At 45.3% G+C, this 13,475-nt stretch carries 6 protein-coding genes; all 6 read left to right on the top strand.

Features of this window, described 5'->3' with window-relative positions:
• The first annotated feature begins 5 nt into the window (after positions 1-5).
• The 6 genes from U9M73_RS15630 (at position 6) to U9M73_RS15605 (ending at position 13,460) form a co-directional block, all read left to right on the top strand.
• Positions 6-767: a WecB/TagA/CpsF family glycosyltransferase gene (locus U9M73_RS15630; protein ID WP_260071701.1), complete on the top strand. Its 762-nt coding sequence runs from the start codon at positions 6-8 to the stop codon at positions 765-767.
• 112 nt (positions 768-879) lie between these two features.
• On the top strand, positions 880-2,001 hold the full coding sequence (locus U9M73_RS15625) for a glycosyltransferase family 4 protein (RefSeq protein WP_260071700.1): 1,122 nt from the start codon (positions 880-882) through the stop codon (positions 1,999-2,001).
• Between the two features lie 641 nt (positions 2,002-2,642).
• The gene (locus U9M73_RS15620; protein ID WP_323077974.1) at positions 2,643-6,728 is read left to right on the top strand and encodes an S-layer homology domain-containing protein; all 4,086 of its coding nucleotides are present in this window, start codon (positions 2,643-2,645) and stop codon (positions 6,726-6,728) included.
• 138 nt (positions 6,729-6,866) lie between these two features.
• A complete protein-coding gene (locus U9M73_RS15615) occupies positions 6,867-7,208 on the top strand; it encodes a hypothetical protein (RefSeq protein ID WP_028538158.1) in 342 nt (113 codons plus the stop codon).
• A gap of 507 nt (positions 7,209-7,715) precedes the next feature.
• The gene (locus tag U9M73_RS15610) at positions 7,716-10,772 is read left to right on the top strand and encodes an Ig-like domain-containing domain (protein ID WP_323077969.1); all 3,057 of its coding nucleotides are present in this window, start codon (positions 7,716-7,718) and stop codon (positions 10,770-10,772) included.
• A gap of 180 nt (positions 10,773-10,952) precedes the next feature.
• Positions 10,953-13,460: a hypothetical protein gene (locus U9M73_RS15605; RefSeq protein WP_323077967.1), complete on the top strand. Its 2,508-nt coding sequence runs from the start codon at positions 10,953-10,955 to the stop codon at positions 13,458-13,460.
• Positions 13,461-13,475: the final 15 nt, after the last annotated feature.

Raw genomic sequence — 13,475 nt, 5'->3', positions numbered from 1 at the left:
AGGTGATGACGATGATCAAGGAAGGTATCCCGACGGTTTCGGTCTTTGGCGTTCCCGTCTGCAAATGGGGGATGAAGGAGACAGTCGCCTATTTGACGGATGTGGTCACCGCCAAGACGCCGCATCATGTGATTACGGCCAATCCGATCATGATGATGGCGGCGATTGAGAATCCGGAATATAAAGCGATGATGAGAACCGCCGAATTGATTGTGCCGGACGGAACGGGCCTGGTCTGGGCCGCGCAAAAAGGCGGTGATCCGGTGACAGAACGCGTGCCGGGGTACGAGCTGCTGCACGAATTGATGAAGCAAGGGGAACGCCGCAGCTGGAAGGTGTACCTGCTTGGTGCAGCGCCGGACGTCGTGAAGGAAACGGCTCGCCGATTGGCCTTGCAATATCCCGGGACGACGATCGTGGGATATCGCGACGGCTACTTCGGTCCGAATCAAGACCAAGAAGTGATCGATGAAATCGTCAAAGCCGCGCCTGATCTGCTGTTTGTTGCACGGGGGGCAGACACGCAGGAGCCTTGGATCGCCAAATACAAAGACGTCCTGCGCGTCCCTGTCATGATGGGCGTCGGCGGCAGCTTCGACGTGATTTCCGGGCGAACCAAACGAGCTCCGATGGCCTTCCGGAAGCTTCGGCTGGAATGGCTGTACCGGTTGTTGAAGGAACCTACCCGCTTCCGCAGAATGCTGGCGCTGCCGAAATTCGCCGTACGCGTGCTGCGGGAGAAAGAAAACCTTACGAAAATGGGCTAAAAGTCTCGATTTCCATGAATTACTGTGATTTTTTGCGCAAATGCGGGGTTGGTGTTTCTCCTTAATCGGAGTATAATCATTCCGGTGCAGAACAATTGGAGGTCGAAATTGAATGTTGATGATCTATATCATCGGGTTTATCGTTTCACTTGGCTTGGCTTTGGGCCTAACGCCGCTCGTAAAGAAATTCGCTGTTAAGGTCGGCGCCGTGGATGTGCCCAATGCGCGCAAAGTGCATACACGAATTATGCCGAGACTCGGTGGTTTAGGGATATTTTTATCTTTTGTCATCGCGTTTTTTCTGCTTCTTCCATTCTTACCTGACGTATTCACGGTACGCGAAGTGAACTTCATCAAAGCTTTCCTGGTAGGCGGAACGATTACCGTATTGCTGGGCGCTTTGGACGATCGCTTCGATTTGCCGGCGAAACTGAAATTTCTGATTCAAATTGCGACGGCCTGCGTGGTCGTGTTCGTGTTCGATATCCGGATTGAGTTTGCGAATATTCCGTTTCACACGTATGCTGCAGTGGAGACGTGGGTGGCCATTCCGTTCACCATTCTGTGGATCGTTGGCGTGACGAATGCCATTAACCTGATCGACGGATTGGACGGATTGGCTGCAGGGGTCTCTGCCATTGCGATCGGGACGATTGCGGTTATGGCGTTCCTGATGGGCAATGTGATGGTGGCCCTGCTCTGCTTGTTGCTTCTCGGCAGCATTATCGGATTCCTGTACTTTAACTTCCACCCGGCCAAAATCTTCATGGGCGACTCGGGCGCCCTGTTCCTGGGCTTTAGCTTAGCGCTGTTGTCGCTGCTCGGCTTTAAGCAGATTGCGATTGTGTCGTTCCTGACGCCGCTGATCCTGATCGGCGTGCCGCTCTCGGACACGATGTTCGCCATCGTGCGCCGCTGGATGCAGAAGAAGCCGATCTTCTCGCCGGACAAGGGGCACTTGCACCATTGCCTGCGCGAGCTCGGATTCAGCCACCGCCAGACGGTGCTGATCATTTACGGCATCGCCGCTTTCTTCGGTGTGCTGGCCGTGATCCAATCGTCGGCCGCAATGTACAATGCAAACTGGGTGACGTTTGTCGTCATCTGCGTGATGGTCTTCTTCCTGCAAATCGGTGCCGAGGTCATCGGCCTGATCGGCAAGACGAAGCGCCCCGTGCTCGACTTCCTCGCCCGCCTTCGCATGAAGGTGTCGGAGGAGCGCGGTACGAAATAATAGCATTCCTAAATGCAGGGCAATTATGCATTTCTTTACTTGTACTAGGACAACCCCTGGCGGTGATGAGCCGCAGGGGTTGTTTTTTTGTGCTTGATTCAGCCGGGTACCCTCCCTGTTCGGCCCGAAGCACCTTCAACCGCTCTGCACCTCTTATAGTCCCCCTGATCTAGCGGACTCCAGAGCCGTTAATTGCGCTTGATTGCTGCCAATTGGATTCTAACGGACCGTGGAGACCTTATTTCGTGCTGCTTCGGAAGTTTTACGTCAGAATGAGCTCAATAAGGTCTCTGTAGTCCGTTAGGACGGGAAATGAGTGGGAAATCGACGAATAAGGTCATTACGGTCCGTTAGCGAGACGGATGAGGGTTGCCGAGGCAGTGCGCTGAGGAGGAAGGTTACTATTCCTGAAAGGCAGACTGAGCGAACGGGATAATCTAAGAGCGATCTATGCCGGAGCAAGCCACGCCGAAACGGCATCTTTTTGTGCCCCAGGATTTTCGTTGGATTCTCTTTCAAGTTTTCCTAAAATTCTTCCAACTTTCGACCGATAACATATGTAAGTGACGCTTTTGGGCAGTCCCTGCAGAACTTTGACGGGGACATCAACACACACTACATGACAAAGGAGAGATTAATCCATGCAACGCTTGAAGAAGCCGTTTATATGGCTGACCCTGCTGTCTTTAGTCTTTACGTTGCTCCCGGCAGGACTGGCGCCTGTGGCGAAAGCGGCGGATTCGGTATCGCCGACATTCTTTATCCCAAGCGATCCGGCACTAAGAAATACATTCCGTTTGGTGACGGAATACAATGTGACGGGGAAGGAACAGATTAACCGGAATAATGTTTACCAATACAACCAAGGCTTGTTGACCTTTACCGGGACATTCGCGAAGGTTTCATCGAATAGCATGACGGTTAAAGTTGAACGATTAAATGCTGTTCCAGTCAAGGATGCAGATGGCAATGAACATTTCAACTGGGTACCGGATGCAAACAACGTGTATTATTCGAGCGTTTCTCTGGATTCTACAGATGCTTCCGGCCAGAAGTTTATTGTCCGGGACTTGAAATTGTTCCCTGGATTTAACAAGATCACGCTCTCAGGGGTACAGGTTGGCGTAACCCAGTCTGAGTCTTTCTACGTGCTCTACGATGAGGTGCCTTATCTTCAAGAACTGAAGATGTACGAAGGTGGGCCAGCCGCGAAATACCTGAATGAGGGAACTCCGGTCGTCACCAATGTAAGTGCGCTGTCACTTGAAGGTACTGCTAGAAATGTAACGAAGATTACTTTGTCTGTGAACGGGAAGAAAACCGATACGTTACCTTATGATGATGTGACAGGGAAGTTCTATGCTTCAGGACAGACCTTGTCTCCTGGGGTCAACAACCTAGAGATTGTACTCACCAATGGAGCAGACACGGTGAAATTGGAACGTACCATTTATCTCTTCAGCGATACGGAACAAATTACTGGAGCCTATGTGTATTCCGGAAACGCTGGAAGCAAAGCAGTTAACGTTCTAGGCATCACTCCAACCATTACAGAATCTTTGGCAGGTACACCGAAGTTTATTGGACAAGTCTTGATCCCGTTTAATCCGGATGAGGGGACTTTTGGGGATACGACTAGCGGCACAGGAGTCGGGAAGGTTTGGGTGAAGCCATCAACGGCTGACCCAGCGGACCCTTATACAGCGGCTACCTTCAAGGTATTGAAGATGAAGGCTGTTAGTGCTGACGGTACTGTAGATACAGAAGAAGGTCAGGATGTACTTATTCCCGACGCGAACGGTGACCCAGAGTATCGTCTGGTTACCTTTATGATTGATCTTCCGACACCGGCCAATGGCACGAATCAATTTAGCTTGAGAGTTCAATATGGCAGCGATGCAACACCGCGCTTTACGACAACGAAGAACATCTCGTATAAATATTTGCAAGGTGAGTCGGTAATCACGAAGCTCTCCTATTTGCCGACGCTTACTGACGCTGATATAACGAGTACAGAGACTCGTGACATTTCTGATTTTTCGCAAGTAAACCTGGATGGGGCTACTGTAACCTCCGGCACATTCTACATTCTTGTTGAGAGTAGTTCAGCACCAACGGTCGATCTTAACGCAGATTATTTGCCGCTAGGCAGCAAGAAGCTGACGATCGATCCGGTAGCACCTACTGCCATTAACCTTGCCGCAAACCAAAAAATTTATAAAATTAGCAACTTCTCGACGGGCCAACAACGGGTGCGTTTCTGGTATGTGGCGGGTGAAAATAAGGATGCAACGATTTCATACATCACCATGAGCAAGATTTCGTTTACGAATCTAATCTATGGGCAAACTTATACTGTAAACTCCAAAGATCCGGATACGCTGAAATTGACGCTGAAAGGGCAGTATCTTGGTTTCGAGAATTTTAATAAAGAGGATGCCCAATTTACAATCAATGGAGTCAGCGGGAAAAATGACGACTTAGTTTGGGAAACGGGGACACTTAATTTTTCCCTCCAGTTAGATATTGGACCTGACGGGCCATTATATTATGGGGAGAATCGCATTACCTTCTACGGCACCTCTAGAGACGGAAACGGCAACGCCCGTTATGTTACAGGGGAAATGTTGATTTATATCGTGGATGAGAATGGCGCAACCATTACTTCTTTCATGCCGGCATCCACGCTCAATCCAGCCCTGTTGCCTACAGTGGATCTCTATAACAGAATATCGTTCCCGGTATCTGGTACGGTTGATCCTGAGGATCAGCAACTGTTCGATCAAACGATCAATACGTTGTTCAAGCCTTCAACGGATTTTACGTATGACGCGGCCAACCAGAATTATACGACGAACAAAAAAGGCGCTAACTTAGTTATGCGGGGAGCTGGCGCGACTAGAGCCAACGTTTATTTCGGTTCTCAATTGCTATTTACATTTAACTTAGAAAGCAATCAGGCTACAGGAAATACCTCAAATGACTTTACTTACGATTTCGGTAATGGTCAGAAGACAGGGTACTACAGTTTCGTAGGTAGTGAGAAGGACTTTGTTGTTCAAGTTTATAATCTCGATATTGATGTACCTGGAAGCTATGTCTTCAATCTGGAGCTCGTAAACAGCACAGGTTCACGGTCGAGCAAACGGCTGGAGATTATTCGTACGGTTGAAGCGTATCGTTTGATTTCGCCGCAACCTACAGTGGGAGATCAATACGTCGTCAATAAGAACTTTATCCATTTTGATATTGAAGCCGAAGGCGCGACTAGAGTTCTGATTGACAAAGATGAAGCAACTCCTCGTCAAGAAACGGGGAAAGAGGATCGTTTTGTCTATGACTATGTGGGGTTAAAACCGGATAAGGCGACAAAGATCAAAATCACGATCGAAAGAGCCGATACCAGCTTCACAGATACGATTGAGGTTTATTATACGTCGGCTGTGGATATCGACAGCCAGTACATGGTTGAGAAGGTTTCTAACAAGTATACTGTCTTTAATAAAACTGTTCAGCTGACTTTCCCGAAAGGAACCATCATGCAATCCGCAAATCCGGGGTTAAATGCCATTCAGTATTACCCGGATACGAAGCTCTTGTTTGGTATTGCTGACCCTGTCTATGGGATTGTGGGCAAACGGGACGATTACGGGAACTATATCGAAGGCCAAAGACCAAATCCGGAAGGGAATCCAGAAATTCATATCCCTATCGAGTTGAGCGGTAAGTTCTCTCAACCGGAACGCAGAAATAACTTCACACCGATCTCCCATGTGTACTGGATTAGCGGTGGGGTGGGTGAATCTGCAGATGGAACGCAAAAAGCTACCAACGGTCTAGCACCTTATTCGCTTGAAGGATACTTCACGATGTTCCCTTCGGACCGTAAGGTCATTCCATCCCAACGCGGGGAATTGACGTTGGCTTACGACAAAAACGTGGTGGATGAAGCGGGAACGACCATCACGGTGTTCCGTTTCACAGATAAAGGCATCTGGGAGAACATCGGCGGGGAAGTCAATACGAAGAACCATACGATTACCGTGCCATTTGATGATTTTGGTTATTATATGGTTATGAAGATGAAGAGGGGCTACTCGGATATCACCAATCATCCGTGGGCGCGTAATATTCTGAATGCTTTGTATGCGAAGGGGATTATGACGAATCTGTTTGGCGACAGCTTCGGGACAGATGACCGCATCAGCCGCGGCGAATTTGCCACATTGCTCGTCAAGGGATTAAATATTCCTCTGAATTATCCGAAAGACGGGGATTACAACAAGTCCTCCTTCCAGGATGTTGGTCCAAATGCACGAACCGAAACCTGGAGCTATGAATATATTGAAACGGCGGCAAGGGCCGGTATTGTAACAGGAACCTCTGAAGGGACGTTCTCACCTTACATGCCGATCACCCGTGAACAAGCAGCCGTAATGATCGCAAGAGCGCTGAAGCTCAAGCTGGCTGTCAACGATGAGAAGCTAAATGCGACGCTGGCCAAAGCCTTCGTGGACTCCGGCAGCATCGACGTCTATGCCCGTCCAGCAATTCAAGCGGTGAATTCCGCGAAGATTATGACGGGATCGCCAAGTACGCTTCCGGGTCAGAAGAAGCCGGTATACAGCTTTAACCCGAAAGGCTTCATGACTCGTGCAGAAGCCGGTAAAATCACGGTAGAGATGCTGAAGAAGAGCACGAGTCTCTTCCCGAAAAATCTTAGCTAAGTTCGTGACAGGCAAGGAGCGGCCAAAGATCAACTTTGGCCGCTTCTTTTTTCCAATTACATCTTTTTGTGTTTTCCAGAGCTTTACGTTAAAATAAGCAGAGTAATAGACATTATGCAAAAGGGTGAACTTGAACAGATGAAACCGATCCTATCGAAACCGCAGTTGGGTTATTCCAAAGCTAAGCGCAAATTTGAGGATAGATCCAAAGTATTGGAGAAGCGCATTGAAGAAACGGCTAAGCTTCAAGAAGTAACCCAAGAGGTTATGGAGAGCCTTGTAATTGAGACGGGCTTCCATGACGCATTCACCGAGCTGCGTGCAGCCGAAAACGAACTGATTGAATGGTCTCATAACACGATGAAGCATGAGAAGACATACAAAGATAACAAAAAAGCCATCGACGAGATGTATGAGAAACTGAATACCGATCCGCAAATGCGGGCTCGTATTATCCAATTGGCCATGAGAGTAAGGTAACTTGCGGCCGCTTGGGTACGAGATTTACCCATAAGGCGTCCAAAATTGGACGTCTTATTTGTCGTGCGCTCACATACAATGGAGATAGCGCGAAAATGGGAAAAGTTGCTTAATGACTGACATATTTCGGCATGTTATACTAATTTCCGTCAGGCGGTAAGGGAGTAAAAAAGGCGTAACACAGGGGAATCTTAGAAAAAGTTACAATCTCGCAATTTTTTTTAAATCCCCCGCAACTTTTTGAAACCTGCTGCGTTTAAGATGTAGAGCATTGGCAATGGCGACTGTTTTAGACATGGCAAGGTCTCCCTCATAGGGAAACTTGTCTATCTATTAGAAAAATTAGCTTTACGGCTCTGGGGACCCATTGTATAATGTTTAGGTAGGATTAGGAAACTAGTCTATTTCTACATTCTATTCATTCTCGTTTACAAGTTTCTGCAGTTCTGCTGCAGACCTAATTTATAGGAAACCTGCTCAAGCTCTGGAAAGGGGGTGCAATGGCTAATGAGTAACACGAGCTATTCATTTAAAGAAAATTCTCATGTGATAGTTAATCAAGGAGGAGAAAAAAAGGTTATGAAGAAAATTTTGTCCGTAGCTTTGTCTACAGCAATGGCATTCTCCATGTTTGCTTCCGTAGCATTCGGTGCTGATGCCAAACTGACTCCAGAGCAACAATTTAACGCTCTGAAAGAAGCAGGTATCGTATCTGGCTTCCCAGACGGCCTGTCCCACTTGGAAAGAACGTTGACTCGCGCTGAACTCGCGAAAATCATCGTTAACTCCCTGAGCCTGGAACCAGTTGACGCTACTTCTTACAACGATAAGAACTATGCGAACCACTGGGGCCGTCCTTACATTGAAGCTGCTACACAAGCTGGCATCCTCAATGGTAAAGACGCAGTTAAAAAACTGTTCGATCCGAACGGCGCAGTAACTGTACAAGAACTGGCTAAAGTTCTGGTAACTGCTCTGAAACTGGAAGTTCCTGCTGACGCTAACAACACTGCGTCCGAATGGGCTAAAGGTTATGTAGCAGCAGCTGTTAACGCTGGTTACCTCGCTGAAGGCATCAACTACCAAGCTCAAGCAACTCGCTCCCAAGCGGTTGTAGCAGCTTATGCGATTTATGAAGCTGCTCAATTCAAAGTAACGAAAGCAGAAGCTATCGACGCTACTCACGTTAAACTGACGCTGTCGAACGGCGAAACTGTTGAAGTAACTTTGGAAAAAGCTCTTGAGCCTAACAAAGCAACTGAGCTGGAGTACACTACAGCTGACGGTAAAGTGTTGAAATACACTGTTACTTATGTTGTGACAACTGCAACTAAAGTTGAAAGTGTTAAAGCTGATAACCTTCGTGAAGTAAAAGTTGCTTTCGATGGTGAAGTTGATGCTGCTACAGCTGAAGATGCAGACAACTATGAAATCGAATCTGATGAAGGTCGTGCTGTTGATGTCATCGGTGCTTCCTTGTCTTCTGACAAAAAAGTCGTTACTTTGACTGTTGAAGATGCGGCTGGTACTGATGCTGGTATGACTAACCAAAAAGAATACAAATTGACTGTTACTAATGTTCGTGCAGGTAGCGCTGTAATCACTGCTGATGAAGTTGCTTTCACTCCAGTTGACGCTGCTCTTCCAGTAGCTGAATCCGCTCAAGCATTAGGGAACAAAGCAATTAAAATCACATTCAGTGAGCCGGTTGTGAAAGCTACTGATGCTAACAGCTTCACGATCGATGGTGTAACTGCTGTTGGTACAGTTGACGTTTCTGGCTCTTCCGTAATCTTGAAGCAATACACTACGCTTGCTAATGGTGAACACACTATTAAAGTAAGCAATGTGAAAGATTACTCTGGATTGGCTAATATCGAAACTGAGCTGAAATTCAATGTTGTAGAAGACACTACTGCTCCTACAATTGCAAGCGTAGAGTCCGCATCGTTTGAATATGTAACATTGAAATTCAGTGAAGCAATTGATCCATCGACGGTAGCAGCAGGTAACGTATATTGGAAACAAGGTACAACTCAAAGAACTGCTGATACATTTGAACAAGTTTCCGATGACACATACAAATTCCACTTCACTGGCGACAACAAACTGGTTTATTCCACAAGTGTTTACGTGAACGATGTTGCTGACTATTCTGGCAATGTAATTGCTAAAGATTCCAGCATCACTGTAAACCCTGTTGTTGATCAAACTCGTCCAGAAGTTGTAAGTGCAAAACTGGATGACAATTCTGCGGATACTTTGAAAATCAAATTCACGAAAGTTCTTGATGCAGATACAGCAGAAGATTCTGCTAACTATGTAATCAAGAATTCTAAAGGTGAAGAAGTTTCCACTTATAAGGAAGCTACTTTGGATTCCACAGGAAAAGTTGTAACGGTCTTCTTGTATGATGATCTGGATGAAAACGAAACTTATACACTTACAATTTCCAATGTAGCTGACGACACTACTTTGAAGAATGTAATTGTGCCTTACACTGCAACAATCAAAGTTGGGGAAGTAAGTGCTCCACATCTTCAAGCTGTAAACAAATCGACTACGGCTCACAGATTGGTAGTTACATTCGACAAGAAAATGGGTGCTAGTGCTACAGATAAAGCTAATTACCTGTACTACTACGGTGCAAGTGCTACTGCAACGACTAACGCAGATGGTAGCGTAACTGTGAATGGCGGCGAATGGAAAACTCTTCCTAGCGGTGCAAGCATGTCCTTCACTTCGGATGGCAAGTCTGTAGTTATCGTCTTCCCTTCGAGCGTCAATATTGATGATATTAAAGCAGTGCGTGTATCCAACGTTAAGAGCGAAGGTGGCAAAACTTTGTCTGGGCTGTTTGCAGATGCAGAAGTTGGTTCTGCGACTACCCTGACTCTTGGTGATGCTCCTAAGGCAACGGCTACTAACAAAATCGAAGTTGACTTCAATGCTACTTTGCAATCTGGTGCGGTTTCGACCAGTGAATTCAAAGTAGAAGCAGGATCTAAAGTATTGTCTGTTGTATCTGCTCAAGTTGACGATGATGCTGTAGTGCTCACTCTGTCTGACAAAAATAAACTGGATGCAGACGGAACTTATGAAGGTGTACCTGTAACAGTAACTGTTTTGGCTAACAAAAACCTGACAACTCCAGCTGGAGCTAAAGTTATTGCGAATGAGACTCAGACCGTTGTAGACGGAATTAAACCTGAACTGAAAAATGTTGACAGAAATGCTGTTTATGATGGTACTTCGGTTACTCAAATCGTATACTTCTCTGAGGACATTGTCCTTGGTGCAAACGGCGTTTACGACTTTGATGTTAAAGTCGACGGTAAGACAGCTAAAGCTGGTATCGACTTCATCGTAAATGAAACAAGTGCTGGTGTTGTTGAAGTTGTTGTGACACCTGGTGCAACTGGTGGTGCAATTACTAGCATCCCTGTTGGAAAAACAATCGAAGTTCGTATCAACCCAAGTGCAAGATTCATTACTGATGCTTCTGGCAGCAATGTAGTGTCCGGATCTAACACATTCCGTGGTTCCCTCATTGTACAGCCATAAGTAACTTCTTAACCTAAGCTGGTAAGGATTAATCCTTACCAGCTTTTTATTTTTTATTGGATTGTTTTATGTTTTGTATCTTTAACTTTCTATAACAAGAATATTGTTGTGAAGAGCGAAACATTTTCCATACATAATCGTTATAATTAGTAAGAACTTTTCTGCATGGGAGGGTAAACATTGAAGAAGTTACCAGTGACCGCCGCGGCGCTTGGCTTATTATTGCTTTCTTCCAACGCCACGGGAGCAATGGCTGCAAGTACAAGCACTACCAAGGCAACAACGACAAAGCAAACACCAGCTACTGTACATACGTTAGCTAATTTGAACCCTATAAAAATAGCAACGAAAAGTACCGTTCGATTAACGGATGTTAATATTTTAACCCTTGATGAAGAAAGTATACTTACCTACACACTCACAATCACAAATAAAGATGATAAGACGTTAGATTTGCTTGATTACTGGTCTAAAGTGAAGACGACGAGTGGCACGACATACAGCACTTTCCTTATGACCAAAGATAAAGAAAAGAAGAAGTTATCTGCAGGTTCTTCAACAACATTGACTTATGTGGCTAAAGTGGGGAGTACCACAAAGATCAGTGATCTCGTTTTTCAGGTCATTAAGTGGGATTTTAGCCAAACGAATTATGAAAGCTTAAAGGGACAATTCAAAGTACCTGTTGCATACTTAACCTCCACGCCAACAGGTCAGTCTAAGACTTTAAAGGTTTTCGATACACCCATAAAAGTTAAGATCGGTCAAGTTGCCCAATATACCTTGGGAGATTACAACTATCTAAATGTAGGAGTCGATGTTCAGAATATAGGTTATAAGGTTTTCGAAGATCCGAAAGTAAAGTTTGTAATTAAGGCTTCGAACGGAGCTAGCTATCCACTGTCTGCCGATACTACTAGCAGTGATTACAAAATTCAGCCTCAAGCCAATAAAACACTAAACCTAATGGCCGAAATTCCAAAAAGTATTAAAATAGCAGGTGCAGAGCTCCAAATAGTACAGGAAGATGAAACGACAAAACTGACATTACCGATTGCTACGCTGCAGCTTCCAGCCGTATCAACTAAGAACGCGGCTGTACAAGCAAATATAGAGAAATATATTTCCTTGGGAAGTGGGAAAATTGCGGTTAGTGTAAATAGCTCAACACTATTGCAAAGCTTCGATGAGCACGACTTAACGATTCGATTTAAGTTGAGAAATACGACAGGTACTACTGTAACCGTTCCGAAATATCAATTTGAAGTGCAAACATCGGATGGTTATCGGTTGCCGATCACAACTCAAGCATTGGATTCTTTAGTTTTGCAGCCCTTGGAAGAGAAGTATCTTAACTTGCACGTTACCATACCTTCTGGCGTTAGTCCAAGTAATCCACAACTGTTTATGAATTTGCCTGCAGCCGAAAATACAACAGATACATTTAGTTATCCGGTTGGCATTTTTGCTCTTCCACAAATGCAGGCATTACAAAATATGATCGGACAGAAACAATTCGTTCAGACAAGCAATGGCATTTTGGGAGTGACATTATCATCAATTCAACGATTGCCATGGAGCGATGGAGACCTTGTATCTGCGAAGATTACGATTGATAATACCGGATATAAAACGGTACTATTGCCGGAATTAACGGCACAAATCAAAGTGGATGCTGCGAAATTGACATCAGCCACTCAGCTGATTTCGACACAAACGGTAGGATTACTTGGAGCAGGCATGTCGACGGATGTATATATAGTTTCAAAAGTACCAAGTTATCTTGATTTTAGTCAACTGCAGATCTCTCTTCTAGAAAAGTTGGGTGAATCTGCAACTTCACAGTGGATACAATTTAGTAGTACAGGGTCTCTACCGGATCTGCCTGAAATTAAAAGTGGACATTCCTATAAAATTGAAACATCTGGTCGTGAACAGGAGCTAAGAGTGCTTCGATCTTTTGTTTACGGCGGTACTTCTTACGATTTAATTTATACTGAACTAGAATCTAAAAACTTGGAGGATCATCAACTTGATCTTTCCCAATTGGCAGGGTCCTATGAAAGTGCCAATGGACAAGTCTATAAAGCAACCGTGAGTCAGATCGATACATCTGTAGGTCCGGAAGAGAAGAGTATTGTCTCCTTGTGGGCAAAAATTCCAAAAACCACACCATCAAGTGATATGAAACTAATTGTTGGTGAAGGTATTACTGACGGGAAACTAACCCCGGTTAAGGAGCAACCAACCGGTTATGTTAATGCTGCATCGTTTGCCTTGGCGGTTTCTCAACCGACTGTAAGTAATACGTTAACAGCATTAAACATACCGCCGTATAATTTGACAGTGAAGAGCGTGGGTGCCAACCTTACCGGTTCTTCCTCCGTAAATGTTCAGTTTGATTACAATTTGACAAGAAGTTTAGACTACGCGATCGGCGAATTCGAGCATAAGTATTTGTTCGAAATTGTAGATACTAGCACGGGAAGAACTTTTGAGCAGGAATATTCTCCTGAGAAGGACCTGAAGCTGACTTCAGGTGGAACAGTTTCTTTTAGCATCAATGATTCTACATTTGAAGGGAAGTCTTCCGGCTCGTTCTACTTAAACGTCTATGATTTATTCCAAGGACAGAAGGTCAAACTAGGCAGTCAAGGTTTCTACTATTTATCTTTGATTGATGAATAGATAACAAGCCCAAAT

This window comes from Paenibacillus phoenicis (assembly GCF_034718895.1).
Lineage (GTDB): Bacteria > Bacillota > Bacilli > Paenibacillales > Paenibacillaceae > Fontibacillus > Fontibacillus phoenicis.
The sequence above is the reverse complement of the archived record's forward strand: the minus strand, read 5'-3'. Positions and strand labels throughout refer to the sequence as shown.